Source organism: Variovorax sp. Soil_C_19, assembly GCF_057657255.1.
In genome coordinates this window covers 1-17,633 of record NZ_JBDGIV010000019.1, presented here as the reverse complement: position 1 = coordinate 17,633, position 17,633 = coordinate 1, and the positions used below count along the sequence as shown (strand labels likewise).

The 17,633-nt window shown below is 68.9% G+C and carries 17 protein-coding genes, 3 pseudogenes and 2 riboswitches; of the genes and pseudogenes, 11 read left to right on the top strand and 9 right to left on the bottom strand.

What is annotated here, in order from left to right; translation table 11 throughout:
• The first annotated feature begins 36 nt into the window (after positions 1-36).
• Positions 37-549, top strand: coding sequence for a hypothetical protein (locus AC3A6R_RS24570; RefSeq protein WP_487861638.1), 513 nt, complete (start codon positions 37-39; stop codon positions 547-549).
• A gap of 31 nt (positions 550-580) precedes the next feature.
• On the opposite strand, the gene AC3A6R_RS24565 is transcribed toward AC3A6R_RS24570, so the two are convergent.
• Together AC3A6R_RS24565 and AC3A6R_RS24560 are read right to left on the bottom strand one after the other, a co-directional pair.
• Entirely contained in the window at positions 581-1,567 is a 987-nt protein-coding gene (locus tag AC3A6R_RS24565) for a Bug family tripartite tricarboxylate transporter substrate binding protein (RefSeq protein WP_487861639.1), read from the bottom strand.
• A gap of 55 nt (positions 1,568-1,622) precedes the next feature.
• Entirely contained in the window at positions 1,623-3,095 is a 1,473-nt protein-coding gene (locus AC3A6R_RS24560) for an amidase (protein ID WP_487861640.1), read from the bottom strand.
• A gap of 116 nt (positions 3,096-3,211) precedes the next feature.
• Between AC3A6R_RS24560 and AC3A6R_RS24555 the strand changes: the two are divergent.
• The 4 genes and pseudogenes from AC3A6R_RS24555 to gcvP form a co-directional block, all read left to right on the top strand.
• Positions 3,212-4,114, top strand: a pseudogene (locus AC3A6R_RS24555) (LysR family transcriptional regulator); the annotation flags it as partial.
• A gap of 35 nt (positions 4,115-4,149) precedes the next feature.
• Positions 4,150-4,240: riboswitch (glycine riboswitch) on the top strand.
• Positions 4,241-4,252: 12 nt separating this feature from the next.
• Positions 4,253-4,367, top strand: a riboswitch (glycine riboswitch).
• Between the two features lie 47 nt (positions 4,368-4,414).
• Positions 4,415-5,587 (top strand): glycine cleavage system aminomethyltransferase GcvT, encoded by a 1,173-nt coding sequence (gene gcvT, locus AC3A6R_RS24550; RefSeq protein WP_487861641.1) that lies wholly within the window; start codon positions 4,415-4,417, stop codon positions 5,585-5,587.
• Positions 5,588-5,625: 38 nt separating this feature from the next.
• Entirely contained in the window at positions 5,626-5,997 is a 372-nt protein-coding gene (gcvH, locus tag AC3A6R_RS24545; RefSeq protein ID WP_487861642.1) for a glycine cleavage system protein GcvH, read from the top strand.
• A gap of 76 nt (positions 5,998-6,073) precedes the next feature.
• Positions 6,074-8,983, top strand: a complete 2,910-nt coding sequence (gene gcvP, locus AC3A6R_RS24540) for an aminomethyl-transferring glycine dehydrogenase (RefSeq protein WP_487861643.1) — start codon at positions 6,074-6,076, stop codon at positions 8,981-8,983.
• Positions 8,984-9,008: 25 nt separating this feature from the next.
• Here the strand turns inward: gcvP and AC3A6R_RS24535 are convergent, their stop codons facing one another.
• The 5 genes from AC3A6R_RS24535 to AC3A6R_RS24515 form a co-directional block, all read right to left on the bottom strand.
• A complete protein-coding gene (locus AC3A6R_RS24535; protein WP_487861644.1) occupies positions 9,009-9,257 on the bottom strand; it encodes a hypothetical protein in 249 nt (82 codons plus the stop codon).
• Between the two features lie 93 nt (positions 9,258-9,350).
• Entirely contained in the window at positions 9,351-10,292 is a 942-nt protein-coding gene (locus AC3A6R_RS24530) for a DUF3014 domain-containing protein (RefSeq protein ID WP_487861645.1), read from the bottom strand.
• A 139-nt stretch (positions 10,293-10,431) separates the two neighbouring features.
• Complete coding sequence (locus AC3A6R_RS24525) at positions 10,432-11,481, bottom strand: NAD(P)H-dependent flavin oxidoreductase (protein ID WP_487861646.1); 1,050 nt, start codon at positions 11,479-11,481, stop codon at positions 10,432-10,434.
• 36 nt (positions 11,482-11,517) lie between these two features.
• Positions 11,518-12,204, bottom strand: a complete 687-nt coding sequence (locus AC3A6R_RS24520; RefSeq protein WP_487861647.1) for a Pr6Pr family membrane protein — start codon at positions 12,202-12,204, stop codon at positions 11,518-11,520.
• Positions 12,205-12,253: 49 nt separating this feature from the next.
• The gene (locus AC3A6R_RS24515) at positions 12,254-13,069 is read right to left on the bottom strand and encodes a helix-turn-helix domain-containing protein (protein WP_487861648.1); all 816 of its coding nucleotides are present in this window, start codon (positions 13,067-13,069) and stop codon (positions 12,254-12,256) included.
• A gap of 90 nt (positions 13,070-13,159) precedes the next feature.
• Between AC3A6R_RS24515 and AC3A6R_RS24510 the strand changes: the two genes are divergently transcribed.
• Both AC3A6R_RS24510 and AC3A6R_RS24505 read left to right on the top strand, forming a co-directional pair.
• Positions 13,160-13,660: a DUF3237 domain-containing protein gene (locus tag AC3A6R_RS24510; protein ID WP_487861649.1), complete on the top strand. Its 501-nt coding sequence runs from the start codon at positions 13,160-13,162 to the stop codon at positions 13,658-13,660.
• A 55-nt stretch (positions 13,661-13,715) separates the two neighbouring features.
• A complete protein-coding gene (locus AC3A6R_RS24505) occupies positions 13,716-14,723 on the top strand; it encodes a Bug family tripartite tricarboxylate transporter substrate binding protein (RefSeq protein WP_487861650.1) in 1,008 nt (335 codons plus the stop codon).
• A 5-nt stretch (positions 14,724-14,728) separates the two neighbouring features.
• Here AC3A6R_RS24505 and AC3A6R_RS24500 read toward each other — a convergent pair whose 3' ends face one another.
• A complete protein-coding gene (locus tag AC3A6R_RS24500; protein WP_487861651.1) occupies positions 14,729-14,878 on the bottom strand; it encodes a hypothetical protein in 150 nt (49 codons plus the stop codon).
• Positions 14,879-14,882: 4 nt separating this feature from the next.
• On the opposite strand from AC3A6R_RS24500, the pseudogene AC3A6R_RS24495 reads away from it, so the two are divergent.
• Positions 14,883-15,131 (top strand): annotated as a pseudogene (locus tag AC3A6R_RS24495) (LysR substrate-binding domain-containing protein); the annotation flags it as partial.
• Positions 15,132-15,150: 19 nt separating this feature from the next.
• Here AC3A6R_RS24495 and AC3A6R_RS24490 read toward each other — a convergent pair.
• Entirely contained in the window at positions 15,151-15,585 is a 435-nt protein-coding gene (locus tag AC3A6R_RS24490; RefSeq protein ID WP_487865885.1) for a hypothetical protein, read from the bottom strand.
• A gap of 88 nt (positions 15,586-15,673) precedes the next feature.
• Here AC3A6R_RS24490 and AC3A6R_RS24485 point away from each other — a divergent pair, with 88 nt between their 5' ends.
• The 3 genes and pseudogenes from AC3A6R_RS24485 to AC3A6R_RS24475 form a co-directional block, all read left to right on the top strand.
• Positions 15,674-16,171 carry an arsenate reductase ArsC gene (locus AC3A6R_RS24485; RefSeq protein ID WP_487861653.1) on the top strand — a complete coding sequence of 166 codons (498 nt, stop codon included), beginning with the start codon at positions 15,674-15,676 and terminating at the stop codon, positions 16,169-16,171.
• A 125-nt stretch (positions 16,172-16,296) separates the two neighbouring features.
• Complete coding sequence (locus tag AC3A6R_RS24480; RefSeq protein WP_487861654.1) at positions 16,297-17,157, top strand: alpha/beta fold hydrolase; 861 nt, start codon at positions 16,297-16,299, stop codon at positions 17,155-17,157.
• Between the two features lie 295 nt (positions 17,158-17,452).
• Positions 17,453-17,557 (top strand): annotated as a pseudogene (locus AC3A6R_RS24475) (type VI secretion system tube protein Hcp); the annotation flags it as partial.
• Positions 17,558-17,633: the final 76 nt, after the last annotated feature.

Genomic DNA, 17,633 nt, shown 5'->3' with positions numbered 1-17,633 from the left:
GATGCTTCAGCCCTCGAATTCCAGGGCTGTTGCGCCATGTTCCCCATCAAGACCGACAAGGCACGCGACGAACTCCGGGGCGGCCAGCGCACCCTGACGCAGCGCGAACGCGCGCTGCTGCTGATGGCCGACGGCCGTCGCTCGCTGAGCGACTTCGCCCCGCTGTTCGCGAGCCGCGGCGACGCCGAGCAGGCGCTGCAGGCGCTCGCGCACCGCGGCTACCTGCAGTTTCCCGCGCCTGCCGCCCTCATCGCACCGCCCGCCGCTGCGCCCGGCAACGCCGCCGACACCTTCGACGGCAAGCGCTCCCTCGCCACCACGCGGATGTTCCTGTTCGACATCTGCGAGCGCATGTTCGTGCGGCGCGATCCGGCGTTCGCGCTGCAGATGCGCGACGCGCTGCGCGAGGCGCGCGACCGCGAGGCGATGCTGGAGATCGCGGCATTGATGCTGGCCGAGGTCGAGAAGACCGCGGGCGCGGAGCGGGCCGAGTCGCTGCGCGAGCGCATTGAAAAATTGCTGCCGTCGGCAGCACAGGCCGTTCATTGAACCGGTCGTCGGCGGGCGTCGGAGACCCTGCTCAGTCGACCTGGATGTTGGCCTGCGCGGCCACGGCCCGCATCTTCGGGAGCTCGCGCTCGACGCGCTCGCGCACCGCACTGGCCGGGCCCCATGCCGGCGTGAGCCCCATCTCGACGAGCTTCTTCTGGAAGCCGGGCTCGCGCATGCTCGCGGCCAGCGCTGCCTCGAGCTTCGCCTGCACGGGCGCGGGCAGTCCCGCAGGCGCCAGCAGCGCGAACCAGGTGCTCATGTCGAACCCGGGATAGCCGCTCTCTGCCATCGTCGGCACGTCGGGCAGCAGCGCCAGGCGTTTCGCGCCGAGCGCGGCGATCGGCCGGATGCGCCCGGCCTTGACGAGCGGCGCCGACGCGACCACCGTGTCCACCGCCACCTGCACCTGTCCGCCCATCAGCGCCGTGAGGCTCGGTGAACTGCCGTTGTACGGCACATGGACCATCTGGATGCCGGTCGCCGACTTGAGCATCTCGCCGCCGAAATGCACCGACGAGCCGGTGCCGAAGCTACCGTACGAGAACTTGTCGGGCGCAGCCTTGGCCTGGGCCACGATGTCCTTGAGCGAACTGCCCGGCGTGTCGTTGCCGGCCACCAGCAGCAGCCCCATGTCGGCCACCAACCCGAGCGGCGTGAAGCTCGCGAGCGGGTCATACGGAAGGTTCGGGCGGATCGCCGGGTTCAGCGTGAGCGTGGTGCTGGCGCCCAGCAGCAGCGTGTAGCCGTCGGCGGGCGCCTTGGCCACCAGCGAGGCCGCGACGACCGTAGACGCACCGGGGCGGTTTTCGACCACGATCGGCTGCCCGAGCTTCTCGCCCATCGCGTTGGCCATCAGCCGGCCGAGGATGTCGGTCGCGCCGCCCGGCGAATAGGGCACCACCAGCTTGATCGGACGATCGGGAAAGCCCTGCTGGGCCAGCGCCATCGCGGGCACCGCGCATGCCGCGGCAGCGACGAACGCAAGGGAGAGGAAACGGGAACGACGGAGAGACATGGCGGTGCAAAGCTCCAGTTGGCAGGCAAGAAAAACGGAAGAGGCGAGACGGCGGTCAGCCGAGCAAGGGGCTTCGCACCCGTGCGTGACCGCTGGCCTCGTCGTAGGCATGGCCGATCTGCAGCACGGCCGCGTCGGCCTGCACCGGGCCGATGATCTGCAGGCCGGCAGGCAGGCCGCCGGCACCGAAGCCGGCGGGCGCCGCCAGTGCCGGCAGGCCGGCCATGGTGGCGGGAACCACTGCCTGCATCCAGCGGTGGTAGGTGTCCATCGCGCGGCCGCCCACCTCGTGCGGCCAGTCGAGCACCAGGTCGAAGGGGAACACCTGCGCCGATGGCATCACGAGGAAGTCGAACTGCGCGAACAGCCCGCGCAGTGCCTGGTACCAGGCCGAGCGCGTGCGCGCGGCGTCATACACCTGCATGCCGCTCAGCTGCAGGCCGCGCTCGATCTCCCACACCGCCTCGGGCTTGAGCAGCGCGCGCCGTGCCGGGTCATGGTAGAGCGCGGCATTGGCGCCCGCCACCGCAAAGCTGCGCAGGTCGATCCAGGCGCGCCACAACTGCTCGAGGTCGAAGGCCGGCAGCACCGCCTCGACGCTGCAGCCGGCCGCCTCGAAATGCCGCAGCGCCGCGGCGCAGGTGTCGAGCACGCCGGGCTCGGTGGGCAGATGGCCGCCCAGGTCGCCGAGCCAGCCGATGCGCGTGCCGCGGAAGTCGCGCGCCAGCGGTTGCAGGAAGTCGCTGCCCTTCGCCTGTCGGTGCGTGAGCGGCAGCCGGGCGTCGAAACCGGCCTGCACGGCCAGCAGCATGGCCAGGTCGGGGATGTTGCGCGCCATCGGACCGGCGACGCTGAATTGCTGGAAGAAGACCTCTTCGGTGGGACCGTGCGGCACGCAGCCGATCGAGGTGCGCAGGCCATACACGTTGTTGAAGGCCGCCGGCGTGCGCAGCGATCCCATCATGTCGGAGCCGTCGGCCACCGGCAGCATGCGCAGCGCCACCGCCACGCCGGCGCCGCCGCTGCTGCCGCCTGCCGAGCGGGCCGGGTCGAAGGCGTTGCGCGTGGCGCCGTACACCGGGTTGTAGGTGTGGCCGCCGAGCCCGAACTCGGGCGTGTTGGTGCGGCCGACGAACAGCGCGCCGCCGGCACGCATGCGTTCGAACACCACCGCGTCGGCCGGCGTGACCTGGCCACGGAAGATCGGCGAGCCGCGCGTGGTGACCATGCCGGCCACGGGCATGATGTCCTTCGGCGCCTGCGGGAAGCCATGCATCGGCCCCAGGCTGCGGCCCTGCCCCAGTTGGTCGTCGCGCTCGCGGGCCTGGGCGTGCAGCGCATCGCGGTCGGCGTGCGCCACGATGGCATTGACCACCGGATTGAGCCGGTCGATCTGCGCCAGGTAGGCATCGAGCACTTCGACGCACGAGACCTCGCGCGAATGGATGGCATGCGAAAGCGCTGTGGCGCTGAGTTCCACGATGGCCGAAGCCACCGGCGCCGGCGTGGCCGATCGGGGTTTGTGCATGCCTCTCCTGCGGAAAAATGACGGGACGAAGTCAGAATAAGCGCCCGCCAGCCATACGACAATCGCCGTTTGTTGCAAGAATCGTTGCGTTTTACGCAAACCTAGGAAGGTTTTCGATGCTGTCCGACCGACTGCAGGACACGGCGCTGCGCTACTTTCTCGAGGTGGTTCGCAGCGGCTCCGTGAGCGAGGCCGCCTCGCGGCTCAGCGTGTCGCCCTCGGCCGTAAGCCGGCAGGTGGCGGCATTGGAAGAACTGCTCGGCGTGCCGCTGTTCGAGCGGCACGCGCGCGGCATGGCGCCCAGCGCCGCCGGCGAACTGCTGGCCGCGCATGCGCGCCGCGGCGCGATGGAGGCCGACCGCGTGGTGTCCGACATCCAGGCGCTGCAGGGTCTGCGCCGGGGCCTGGTGCGCCTGGCCAGTTCGTCCGGCTTCGCCATCGAGTTCCTGCCCGGCGCGATGGCCGAATTCCGTGCCCGCCACCCTGGCATCCTGTTCCACCTCCGCGTGGTGGCGCCGGCCCAGGTAACCGCGGCGGTGCGCAATGGCGACGTGGACATCGGCCTCACCTACAGCCGGGCTGCCGAGCGCGACATCCAGGTGCAGCACATGCAGGCGGCGCCCGTCCACGCGATCATGCGGCCCGACCATCCGCTCGCGCGCTTTTCCACCGTCACGCTGGCGCAGATGCATCCGCATCCGATCGCCCTGCCAGAGCGCGACAACACGGTGCGCCAGTTGTTCGACATCGGCTGCAGCCAGCGGCGGCTGGTGTTCGACCCGGTGCTGGTCAGCAACCATTTCGAGTCGCTCACCAACTTCGTGCTGCACGGCGGCGGCCTGTCGATTTCGGGCGAGGTGACGGTGCGCGACCGTGCGCGGCGCGGCGAGCTGCATGCCGCACCGATCCGCGAGCGCGGCATGAACGGCCGCGCCGTCGAGGTCCAGACCCTCGCCGGACGCACGCTGCCACAGGGCGTCAGCGCCTTTCTCGACCATCTGCGTGCGGAACTGCCGCCGTCCCGCGCGGCCGGCCCGCAGCGCGATCCACTACACTCGCCGGGTCAGGAGAGAGCTTCGCCACGCGAGGCCGCCGAAGGCGCAGGGAACCCCCGAACGCTCAGGCAAAAGGACTGACACAGCGACAGCGAACGCCGTCGCTTCCTTGCTGGAGAGAGGCCGTTGCAGCGCGCGTTTGCGGCGACGGCCCACCGAAGGAGCAAACCCCGATCGTGGGGCGAATCTCTCAGGTAAAGCGGACAGCAGGGGTGGCCCATGGCTTGCGCCATGGAATTCGACTGCCCCTTTGGAGAGTGCCCCGTGGCTGCTTCCGCTGACCAACAACAACCATTGCTCAAGACCCCGCTGCACGACCTGCACGTCGAGCTCGGCGCCCGCATGGTGCCGTTCGCCGGCTATTCGATGCCGGTGCAGTACCCCGCCGGCCTGATGGCCGAGCACCGCCATACGCGCGAGCAGGCCGGGCTGTTCGATATCTCGCACATGGGCCAGTTGCGCCTGGTCGGGCCCGACGCCGCCGCCGCCTTCGAGACGCTGATGCCGGTCGACGTGATCGACCTGGCCCCGGGCAAGCAGCGCTACGGCCTGCTGCTGAACGACGAAGGCGGCATCCTCGACGACCTGATGTTCTTCAACGAGGGGCACGGCTCGCTCTTCGTGATCGTCAACGGCGCCTGCAAGATGGCCGACATCGCGCACATCCAGCAGAAGATCGGCGCACGCTGCGAGGTGCAGCCCCTGCCCGACCACGCGCTGCTCGCGCTGCAGGGGCCGCAGGCCGCCGCGGTGCTCGCAAGGCTCTCGCCCGGCGCCGAGCGCTTCGTGTTCATGACCGGCGGCGCAGTGCAGATCGGCGGCATTCCAGCCTTCGTCACGCGCAGCGGCTACACCGGCGAAGACGGCTTCGAGATCTCGGTCGCCGGCCGTGACGCCGACGCCCTGGCCCGCCTGCTGCTCACCCAGGCCGAGGTCAAGCCGATCGGCCTGGGCGCGCGCAATTCGCTGCGGCTCGAGGCCGGCCTGTGCCTTTACGGCAACGATATCGACACCACCACCACGCCGGTCGAGGCCTCGCTCAACTGGGCGATCCAGAAGGTGCGCCGCGCGGGCGGCGCGCGCGAAGGCGGCTTCCCGGGCGCGGCCCGGGTGCTGGCGCAGTTGGCATCGGCCACGTCGGGCGCGGCCGGCCGCACCGACCACGACACGCTCACGCGCAAGCGCGTTGGCCTGGTGGCGCTCGAGCGCATACCGGTGCGCGACGGCACGGTGCTGCAATCGTTCGAGGGCCAGGACATAGGCCTCGTGACGAGCGGCCTGCTCGGCCCCACGGCCGACCGCCCGGTCGCGATGGGCTACGTGGCCATGGCCTTCGCCGAGCCCGGCACGCGCGTGCAGGCCATCGTGCGGGGCAAGCCCGTTCCGATGGAAGTCTCGGCCATGCCTTTCGTGCCCACGCGCTACTACCGCGGCTGAGCTCGGCATTTCATTTTTTCCACGAGGAGTTTTTTCACATGACCATCAAGTACACCAAGGACCACGAATGGGTCTCGGCCGAAGGCGACGCGGCCACCGTCGGCATCACCGTGCATGCGCAGGATGCGCTCGGCGACGTGGTGTTCGTCGACCTGCCCGACGTGGGCAAGACCTTCGCGCAGGGCGAAGTGGCCGGTGTCGTCGAATCGGTGAAGGCCGCGGCCGACGTGTTCATGCCCGTGTCGGGCGAGATCACCGAAGTGAACGAGGCGCTGCGCGCCGATCCTTCGCTCGCCAACAGCGACCCGCTGGCCGCGGGCTGGTTCTTCAAGGTCAAGCTCAGCGAACCTGCGCAGCTCGACGCGCTGCTCGACGCCGCCTCCTACGACCAGTTCGCAGCCGAGTCCTGATGCACCGCTGAAGACGGGCTGGCCGCACGCGACGCGTCCGGCAGCCCCGCCCTTGCCTTTTCCCCCCGACACCGCCATGCCCACCCCTTCCCTCCCCTCCCTGCAAGAACTCGAGAATGCCGAGGAATTCCTCGCCCGCCACATCGGCATCGATGCGGCCGACGAAGCGCGCATGCTGCCGGTGATCGGCTCGGCCACGCGTGCGGAGCTCATCGACGGCATCGTGCCCGCGGCGATTCGCCGCGCCCGCCCGATGCGGCTGCCGGCGCCCGCCAGCGAAGCGGACGCGCTGGCCGAGATGAAGGCCATCGCGGCGAAGAACAAGGTGTGCAAGAGCTTCATCGGCCAGGGCTACTACGGCACCCACACGCCCGGCGTGATCCTGCGCAACGTGCTCGAGAACCCCGCCTGGTACACCGCCTACACGCCCTACCAGGCCGAGATCTCGCAAGGGCGCATGGAGGCCCTGCTCAATTTCCAAACGATGGTGTGCGACCTGACGGGCATGGCCATCGCCAACGCCTCCATGCTCGACGAGGCCACGGCCGCGGCCGAGGCCATGACGCTCGCCCGGCGCAGCGTCAAGAGCAAGAGCAACGTGTTCCTGGTCTCGGGCGACTGCCATCCGCAGACGATCGAGGTCATCCGCACGCGTGCCGCGCCGCTGGGCATCGAAGTGAAGGTGAGCACGGCGTCCGAGACGCTGCCGCACCTGATGGCGAGCTGCGACTTCTTCGGCGTGCTCGCGCAGTACCCGGCCACCACCGGCCATGTGCACGACCTGCGCCCGCTCGCGGGCCATGCCCACCAGTGCGACGCCGCCTTCTGCGTGGCCGCCGACCTGCTCGCGCTCACGCTCCTCGCGCCGCCCGGCGAATGGGACGCCGACATCGTCTGCGGCACCACGCAGCGCTTCGGCATGCCGATGTGCAACGGCGGCCCGCACGCGGCCTACCTGGCCTGCCGTGACGAATTCAAGCGCTCGCTGCCCGGCCGGCTGGTCGGCGTGAGCGTCGATGCGCACGGGCGTCCGGCCTACCGCCTCGCGCTGCAAACGCGCGAGCAGCACATCCGGCGCGAGAAGGCCACGTCCAACATCTGCACCGCGCAGGTGCTGCCGGCCGTGGTGGCGAGCATGTACGCCGTCTACCACGGACCCGACGGCCTTACGCGCATCGCGCAGCGCGTGGCCGCGCTCACCGCGATCCTCGCGCAAGGCTTCGCGCAGATGGGCCGCGAAGTGGTCAATGCCACCGCGTTCGATTCGCTGACGATCCACACCGGCGACGACACGCAGAAGATCGTCGAGCGCGCCGAGGCCGGCGGCATCAACCTGCGCCAGCGTCTGCAGCAGCACCTGGGCATCTCGCTCGACGAGACCACCACGCGCGCCGACATCGAGACGCTCTGGGCGCTGTTCGTGCCCGCCGGCACGCCGATGCCGCGCTTCGACGAACTCGCCGGCACCGCGCCGCGACTGCCCGACGACCTGCGCCGCACCAGCGCCTTTCTCGCGCACCCGGTGTTCAACACGCACAAGAGCGAGACGGCGATGCTGCGCTACATCCGCAGCCTGTCCGACAAGGATCTGGCGCTCGACCGCAGCATGATCCCGCTCGGCAGCTGCACCATGAAGCTCAATGCGACCAGCGAGATGATCCCCATCACCTGGCCCGAGTTCGCGAACATCCATCCGTTCGCGCCCGCCGAGCAGCTCGCGGGCTACGCCCAGCTCGACGCCCAGCTGCGCGCCTGGCTCTGCGAAGCCACCGGCTACGCGGGCATCAGCCTGCAGCCCAATGCGGGCTCGCAGGGCGAATACGCGGGCCTGCTCGCGATCCGAGCGTTCCAGGAAGCCAACGGCCAGGGACACCGCAACATCTGCCTGATTCCGTCGTCGGCGCATGGCACCAACCCCGCGAGCGCACAGATGGTGGGCCTGCAGGTGGTGGTGACGGCCTGCGACGCGCAGGGCAACGTCGACATGGACGACCTGAGGCGCGCCTGCGAGAAGCACAGCGCCAACCTGGCCGCGGTGATGATCACGTATCCCAGCACGCACGGCGTGTTCGAGACCCGCGTGAAGGAACTCTGCGAACTGGTGCACGAACACGGCGGCCGCGTGTACGTCGACGGCGCCAACATGAACGCGCTGGTCGGCGTGGCCGCGCCCGGCGAATTCGGCGGCGACGTGAGCCACCTCAACCTGCACAAGACCTTCTGCATCCCGCACGGCGGCGGCGGTCCGGGCGTGGGGCCGGTGTGCGTGGTCGAGGACTTGGTGCCGTACCTGCCGGGGCATGCGACGGCCGGCGCCGCGGGCAATGGCGTAGGCGCCGTTTCCGCTGCGCCCTTGGGCAATGCCGCAGTGCTGCCGATCAGCTGGATGTACTGCCGAATGATGGGCGCCAAGGGCCTGCAGGCCGCCACCGAGACCGCGATCCTGAGCGCCAACTACATCAGCGCGCGGCTCAAGGAGCACTACCCCACGCTCTACGCCAGCCCCAACGGGCATGTCGCGCACGAGTGCATCCTCGACCTGCGCCCGCTCAAGGAGACCAGCGGCGTCACCGCCGAAGACGTGGCCAAGCGCCTGATCGACTACGGCTTCCACGCGCCCACGCTGAGCTTCCCGGTGCCGGGCACCTTGATGGTCGAGCCGACCGAGAGCGAACCGCTGGCCGAACTCGATCGCTTCATCGACGCGATGATCGCGATCCGCGGCGAGATCCGCCGCATCGAGGAAGGCGTCTGGCCAAAGGACGACAACCCGCTCAAGCATGCGCCGCACACCGCCGCCAGCCTGGTTGCGAGCGAATGGACGCATCCGTATGCGCGCGAACTCGGCGCCTATCCGCTGGCCGCGCTGAAGGACGCCAAGTACTGGCCGCCCGTGGGCCGCGTCGACAACGTCTATGGCGACCGCAACCTGTTCTGCAGCTGCCTGCCCGTGGGCGATTACCAGGAAGCCGAAGCCGCCGCCTGAGCGCTTGGCGGCCTCAGCCGCCGGTTCAACCTTCGCGGCGGTACATGGCCCACTTGACGGTCAGCAGGTCGGCGGCGATCTTGGCGGCGTTGACGCCGGCGTAGTCCTGGGAGGGGTCGAATTCGAAGCCCTCCCGGTAGCGCCGGACCTCGCCGTAGTCGGCATCGAAGGTCATCGGACCCATGAGTTCCGTCGGGTCCGTGCCGGCGGGAAGCGCCAGGAATTTCGCGGGATCGGTAGCACTCTGGTAGAGGTCGACGCTCATCAGGCTCATACGGTGGTCCTCGAAACGGCTTGGATTTCGTGAAGGCCGATCATCTGCGCCATCGCCGCCGCGCGCAATCGGCCCGCGCCTACACGGCGCGCGTCAGGGCTGGCCGGCCTTCTTCGCCACCGCACCCGTCGCGACCTGCTGGCGGAAGCTGCGCAGGCTCGCCTTGAGCTTGCGCTCGTTCTCCAGGCCCACGCGCACCATGATCTTCTGGCCCGCCGAGAGCGATTCGAGCGCAGGGTCGACGTATTCGTAGCGCACCCACGGCCGCTGCGACGGCACGCTGCCCTTGACCTCGACGAGCCGCACGCTCACCGGGCCCGCGGGCTCGGGCGCCTGCAGCAGGTGGTCGATCACCGCGATCAGGCGGTCGTTGAAATAGCGCCCCGGATAGCCGAGCTCTTCGTACGCCTGCTGAAACAGCGGGTAGAGCCGCGCATACACCTTGGCCGCCTTCGCCGAATCGACCGACTGCGTCAGTTGCACCAAAGCGGCATAGCGCGCGCTGTTCTTCGCGTCGATCACCTCGGCGTTGCCCTGCCCCGCGGTGATGAAGCGCTGCCCGGTGGGGTGGACCGGCCACCGGCTGGCGGGCGCCTGCTCGCGCGGGAGGTTGTCGACCGTGGCCACGAAGCGGCGCACCACGCCGTCGGGCAGCAGGAACTCGGCCGCGTTGCGGCTGCCGAGCAGGTCGGCCAGCGCCTTGCTCACGCGCGAATCCGAATCAGCCACCGGCGGCAGCCCCGCGTCGGGCGGTGCAAGCCCTTCGAGCGGGTTCTGCGGTTCGAGCAGCTCGGGCAGCGGCGAGAGCGGCGGCAGCACCAGGCCGTCGTTCGGCGTGGCGGCCATGGGCGGCGAAGGCGCGAGCGCCTCGGGCTGCTGTTGCTGCTGCTGGTACCAGCGCCAGCCGAAGAACGCCGCCACCAGGGCCAGCAGCAGGATGACGACGATGAGGCCGGTGGGTGTTTCGCGCCGCGGCCTGAACTCGGGGGCGTCGGAATGGTTGTCGCGGAGGTCGGAGGGATCTCGTTCGGGCATGTCGGCGGTTTCCTTTTGCAAAGAGCAATGGGAGACGAGCACCGATGGTGCACCAAATCGACGCCGTAGCGCCTCCTCCCGCTCGTAACGCGGTGTGACCCGTTCACCGCGTCGAAGTTCAGCCCGGCGCGATGTGTCTTCAGGCCAGGCCGTGTGCCAGCGCACGCGTGATCTCGGCGGCCGGCAGGTCGCGGCAGCCCATGGCGTTCTGCCCCGACCAGAGCGGCGAGAAATCACCGCTGCCCTGCGCCTCCGCCTTGGCCCGCAGCGGCGCGATGGCCGAGGTGGCGAGCGGAAACTCGGGCGCCGCCGCGCCGATCGGTCCGAGATCGCGCATCACGCGGTTCACGATGCCGCGCGCCGGCCGGCCGGTGAAGAGATTGGTCAACGCCGTGTGGCGCGCTCCCTCGCTCTGGAGCGCCGCGCGGTGCAGCGCGCTGGTGGTGGCCTCGGGCGCGAGCATGTAGGCCGTGCCCACCTGCACGCCCGCTGCACCCAGCGCCATGGCGGCCCTCACGCCATCGGCATCGGCGATGCCGCCCGCGGCGATAACCGGCAGCCGGACCGCGCGCACCACCTGCGGCAGCAGCGCGAAAGTGCCGAGCTGCTTGGTCAGGTCGTGCGAGAGGAAGTGGCCGCGATGGCCCCCCGCTTCGAGCCCCTGCGCAATGACCGCGTCGACGCCCTGCGCCTCGAGCGACAGCGCCTCGTCGACGGTGGTGGCCGATGCAAGGATCTTCGAGCCCCAGCCGCGCACCTGCGCCAGCAGCGCTTCGTGCGGCAGCCCGAAATGGAAGCTCACCACCGGCGGGCGGAATTCGGCGAGCAGCTCGGCCACTTCGGCGCTGAAGGGGTTGCGCCCCGGACCGGTCGGAATGGAAGCGGCATCGATGCCGAACTCGCGGTAGTAAGGCGCCAGTGCCTCACGCCACATGGCTTCGCGCGCCGCGTCGGGCGCGGGCGTCACATGGGCAAAGAAATTGACGTTGTAAGGCTTGCCGGTGCCTGCGCGGATGGCCGCCAGTTCGCTGCGGAGCGCGTCGTTGCCGAGCATCGCGCAAGGCAGCGAGCCGAGCCCGCCCGCGTTGCTGACCGCGATCGCCATCGCGCTGCCCTGGATGCCGGCCATCGGCGCCTGGATGAGAGGAAGCTCGGTGCCGAGGAGTTGCTGCAGTGTGGTCTTCGTCATGCCGCGATTCTGCGACGAAGCCGAAAACCCTGGGGCTCAGGAAGCCGGCGCGGGCGGCAGCTGCTTCTCGAGCCAGCGCAGGCCGAAGGCCATGGCCAGGAACACCAAGGCCACCGCCGCCGAGTTGAGCAGCGCGCGCGCCAGGCCGATCTTCGCCACGTCCATGAACGGGTACGGATACCAGTCGACGAACGCGCCGCGCACGAAGGTGTAGCCGATCCATGCCAGCGGCAGCAGCATCGCGCGGCCGATGGTGCCGCGGTCGGTGCGCGGGCGCGGGCCCACGAAAAGCCAGCCCAGCACCGCGCCGAGCGGGGTGACGGTGTGCAGCAGGAAGTTGGCCAGCTCGCCCGACGGCGTCAGGTCGCGCAGCCCCGTGAGCACCGTGTGGAACACCACGCCCGTCACCGCGATGCAGAGCACCGCCGTGAGCCGCAGCACGCGGAACACGCGGCCGTCATGCGCAGGCCTGAAGACCAGCAGCGCGCAGACGCCACCGATCAGCAGGTTCGAATCGATCGTGAAAAAGCTGAACAGCCGCACCAGCCTTTCGAGCTGCGTCGGCGCGAGGCCCGGCCCGTGAATGATCGCGGTGGCGAGCTCGAGCCCCACGCCCCCGGCTGCCGCGAGCGCGACCACCGCGTGGAGCAGGCGCGCCAGCGCCAGCGGGCCCCATGCGGCCTGGGGCGAGACGGGGTTGTCGATGTTCGTGGGCGTGGGCATCGGGCGCGTCCGGCGGTGGATGGGATAGCGGCGAAGCTACACCATGTCGTCAAGCCCTGCCTTGCTGCACCCCACGCTCCGGCAACATCAGCGCAAACAGCTCGTTGCGAAAGTGAATCCCGAGCCGGCTAAAAGCCCGGTTGCGATAGGTCTTGACCGTCGGCAGCGCGAGGCCCATGTCCGATGCAATGCCCTCCTGCGTCATGCCGCGCAGCAGCCGCAGGCAGACGTTGAGTTCCTGTGGTGTCAAGGCCGGGCAGCGGGCATGCAGCCGTGCGCGGAGTTCGTGCGCCGTGTCGGCGCGTGCCAGCGCGATGTGCTTGCGCGTGAGCGCCATCAAGAGGCGCCCGGCGGCGCCGAAGTCGGCGAGTTGCGCATCGCTGAGCGGGCGCTGATGGGTGTGCCGATAGAAATTGACCGCGAACAGCGCGCCGGCGTCGTCGCCCTCGTCGTATGCCGCGGGATCCTCTTCGACCACCGACACGCGCTCCACCACGCCGTGCGCCTCGTAGATCTTCGCGCGATGCTCCGGCGGCACCTCGGGTGCCGTGATGTGGCACACGCGCAGCGGCTGCGGCACGCTCGCCTCGCGCAAGGTGCGGTCGCTGCGGATGGGTCCCGAAAGGTAGGCGCGCCAGCAGTCGCGGGTGGTGTCGGGCACGCCCCGGCTGCCGCTCAGGAAGATGGCCGGCCGCGACCCCGTGCGGTAGACCGAGAACGAGCCCACCGGCAGCGCCGGCGCCATGGCCTCGAGAAGGCAGGCGCCGAACCCGGGCTCGCCGAGCGCAGGCACCACCATGGGCAGGCACTGCACCAGTGACGCGGCGACAGGCTCGGCGGGCAGATCGGGAATCCAGGTGCGCATGGGGGCAAGACGGGCAATACGGGCAATACGGGCAATCCCGTCATCTTCCAGGATGACAGCGCCGGCTCGCCACCGGGCTTACGCTAGGGCATGACTTCCACCATCGAACAACCCCAACCGCCGAACGATCCGCTGGCCGCACCGCGCCTGGCCTGGTTTGCCGATGTCTCGGTCGACGTCGGCGCGCCGCTGGTGCTCGGCGAAGGCGCCGAGGGGCTGCGCCGGGTGGTGCCGATATTGGGTGGCCATGCCAAGGGCGACGGCTGGACCGCGCGCGTGTTGCCGGGGGGTGCCGATTTCCAGCGCATCGCGAGCGACACCGTCTCGGAGCTCGACGCGCGCTACGGCCTCGAGACCGATGCCGGCGACCGCATCTACGTGCGCAACCGCGCCTTGCGCACGGCCCCTGCCGAGGTGATGGCGAAGCTGCTGCGCGGCGAGCCGGTCGATCCCGCGCAGGTCTACTTCCGCTGCACGCCCTCGTTCGAGACGCGCAGCCAGTCGCTGCAGTGGATCACCGAGCGCCTGTTCGTCGGCGTCGGCATGCGCCACCCGGCACAGGTCGTGATGCGCTTCTTCGCGCTGCAGTGACCGGCCACGCCGGCCTTTGACCCGATTCCCATACCGATACCGACAGGAGACCTGAATGATCACCGCCCTCCCCGCGGGCGTGCGCCGCCGCGCGCTCGCCATCGCCGTCCTCACCACCCTCTTCGGGGCACCGCAGGCCTTCGCCCAGGCGGCTGCCTCGGCCTATCCGCAGCGGCCCGTGCGCCTCGTCGTGGGGTTTCCGGCCGGCAGCGGTCCGGACATCGTGGCGCGCCTGCTGGCCCAGAAACTGTCCGAAGGCTGGAGCAACGTCGGCGTCATCGTCGACAACAAGCCGGGCGCCGGCGGGCTGATCGCCGCCTCCGAAGTGGCGCGCGCGCAGCCCGACGGCTACACCCTCATGCTCGGCGAGACCGGCCAGCTGGCCATTGCACCCAGCAGCTACAGCAAGCTCGCCTACGACCCGAAGAAGGACTTCGTGCCCGTGAGCCAGGTGGTCACCTCCAACTTCATGCTGGTGGTCAACCCCGCCAAGGTGCCGGCGCGCGACGTGAAGCAGTTCGTCGAATGGAGCCGCGCACAGAAGGGGCTGTTCATGGGCACCTTCGGCGCCGGCACGCCGGGCCATTTCGGCGCCTTCCTCTTCGGCGATGCCATCGGCCTCAAGCCGGAGCCGGTGCACTACAAGACCACGGGCGATGCGCTGGGCGGCCTGTTCAGCGGCGACGTGTCGGGCGCCTTCGCGAGCGTGGGCCTGTCGGCGGCCAACGTGAAGGGAGGCAAGCTGGTGGCGCTCGCCTCGAGCGGCGAAGCGCGCAGCCCCGCGCTGCCCGACGTTCCGACCTTCCGCGAGCAGGGCTACCCGCAGCTCGCCTTCAACTCCTGGTTCGGCATCGTCGTCCCGGCCAAAACACCGCCCGAGATCGTCGCGCGGCTCGAGACCGACATCCGCCGCGCCGTCCAGTCGGCCGAAGGCAAGGCGAAGCTGGAAGATGCGGGCTTCGCCGTCACGGGTACCACGTCGCAGGAGTTCAGCCGCGTGATCGCAGCCGACACAGTGCGCTGGGGCAAGGCGGTTGCTGCGACGGGGTTCAAGGCGGATTGAGCCGGTCAGACCGGTGTCGAAATCTCCGAAACAAAATTCCGGTACGAGCGCAGTGGTCGCGCCAGCAGCTCCGTCAGGCGCTCCACGTCGCCCGCACCCGGGGTCATGCCTTCCGTCATGAAGTGTTCGCTCATGAGGCGCATGTCGTAAGCCATCCAGCTCGTCCTGGTGCGCGAGGCGGTCCGGGGCGGCGTCGGCGCCGCGTACCTGCCCGTGTCGCTCGTGACTCAGGACCTCGCCGCAGGGCGGCTGGTGCGCTGGGGCGAGATCGAGGGGCCGGAGATCGCGCTGTGGGCGCTGTATCCGTCGCGCAGGCTGCTGAGCAACCGCGTCTCGACTTTTCTCGAATTTCTGAAGGAAGCCTTTCCCACAGGATCGCCTGAGGAACCGGCGTCATTCATGGATTGAAGATGCGGTCTCATACTCCTCAGTCCGCGGCGAGGCGCTTGTACGCCGCCTGGAGCCAGCCGAGATTCGAAAACTCCGCGGTCACCGTATCGCGGCGGAACGAACTGCTGTCGAAGCGCGAATAGCCGTTCATCGGGTTGTCGATGGCCGGGCTCACCGGCACGACATAGGTGCGGACCTTACCGTCGAAGCTGTACCGCTCGCTGTTGCGCGGCAGGGGTTTGATCACCGAGTCCTCTGCCAAGGTGTTGGCCAGATGCAGCCTGATGCTTTCCGTGCTGAGGCTGTACGCCTCGTTGGCCGGCTGGCTGGCGAGCTCGTCGGCGCTCGCCGAAGCTGCGGCGAACAGCGAACCGACGCAGAGGGCGAGTGCCGTGGGACCGAATTGGAAATTCAAACTCATCGAGAACTCCTTCGCCTGGACGGCACTGCGGGAGCCGAGGTTGTAGCGCAACGCGCCGTCATACACACGTCACACTGCCGCGCGCCAATGTTTCGGGTCGTCACAACACTGGCCGCCACCGCGCGATCATCATTTCGCCATGACCACCAGCCACCCGATCCACGTCCTCTTTCTGTGCAACAGCAACACCGCGCGCAGCCTGATCGCCGAGTCGCTGCTCAAGCAACTGGGCCGCGAGCGCTTTGCGGCTTACTCCGCCGGCAGCGCGCCGACGCCGGGCGGGCAACCCGACCCGCGCACGATCGAGGTGCTGGGTGGCGCGGGGCTTCCCACCGACGGGCTGCGCAGCAAGAGTTGGGACGAGTTCGGCGGCGCCTCCGCGCCGCGCATGGACCTCATCGTCACGCTGTGCGACGAAGCTGCGGGAGAGACCTGCCCGGTCTGGCCGGGCCATCCCGCATCGGCGCATTGGTCGCACCCCGATCCGTGTGCCAAGGACGCCGGCGAGGGCCTCGGGGCTTTTTCGCTCGCGATGCATGCGATCCGCCGCCACGTGGAATTGCTGGTCAACCTGCCCGACGAGCGCATCGATCGCCTGGTGATCGAAGGCGAGGCGCGAAGCATCGGCGCGTCCTGACGTGCGTCCAGTGTCAGCCATCTCCGGCAACGCGCGGGAGCGAGCGGCTGACACCGCCCGCATCGACGCAAGCCAGGATCCCTGAATGAGCGAGCGAGTCCTGCTCGCGCATGGTGGACAACGGCATGAGAACCCAACGACTTCGTCTGTCCGGCGGCACCGCGCTGTCTTTCACGACCGCCGGCGAGCCTTCCAGCCCCGCGCTGCTGCTGCTGCACGGGACGCCGAACTCGGCCCGCCTGTTCCGACCGATCATGCCCGCGCTGTCGCAGGCTGCATTCGTGATCGCGCCGGACCTGCCCGGCCACGGCGCGTCCGATCCGCTGCCGGCGGTGTCGTTCGAGGCCATTGGCCACGCGATCTCCGAACTGCTGGAATCGTTGGAGATCGGGCCGCGGTTCATCTACCTGCACGACTGGGGAGCGCCCGTGGGCCTGCAGATCGCGATGCAGGCGCCCGAGAAAGTGTTGGGCCTCATCGTCCAGAACGCCAACGCGCATCGAACCGGCTGGGGACCGGGATGGGCCGCGACGCAGGCCTACTGGTCGCAGCCGAATGCAGAGAACGAGGCCGCGGCGACGGCGCATCTCACCCTTGCGGGCACGCGCGACACCTACATCTCCGGCGTGCCTGCGGACATAGCCGGACGGATTCCTGCCGAACACTGGGAAGAGGATTGGCGCGTGATGAACCTGCCGGGCCACATGGAAACCCAGCGCGCGCTCATCGCCGACTATGCGAACCATGCCGCCCGCTTCGACGAGATTGCCAGGTACCTCGAACACTGGCAGCCGCCCGCCCTGCTGGTCTGGGGAAGGCACGATGTCTATTTCGATCTGGCCGAAGTCCTTTCCTGGATGCGTGCGCTGCCACGGATGGAAGCGCATGTTCTGGACGCCGGCCACCTGCTCCTAGAGACCCATGAAGAAGTCGCCGTCTCGTTGATGCGCGAATTCATCGCACGCGCCGCTTGCGCCCGTGGGTAAGCTTCAGGCGAATACCAATTTCTTATGGAAATAAATCACCAATCCAAAGAAAAGATCAAACAGTCGCAACAAAGCTGCACGTTGGAAATCATTCTTTACTAAAGTAATGCATTCCCAATCACGACATTGATCGAATCATTTGTTATTAATTTGCACTGCATTAATGCTTTCGAATTGATGACTTCGGACGCTGGCGAGCCTCTGGCATGTCGATGGATTTCAGCGCTCGCGTCCGGCCGGAACGGCTGATTTCGCCCAACGCGTAGCGGGCCACCAACCTCTGGAGATAACAACCATGACAGTAGACATGTTCATGCGCGTGGAGGGCGCGAACGGCGAATCCAAGGACACGAACCACAAGGAGTGGACGGATATCAAGTCGTTCGCCTGGGGCACCGCCTGGAACATCAAGGAAAACCGCGAAGGCTGATCCCGATGCTCCCCGGCGCTGCGCTTGCGCGCGTGCTGAGCGTCTC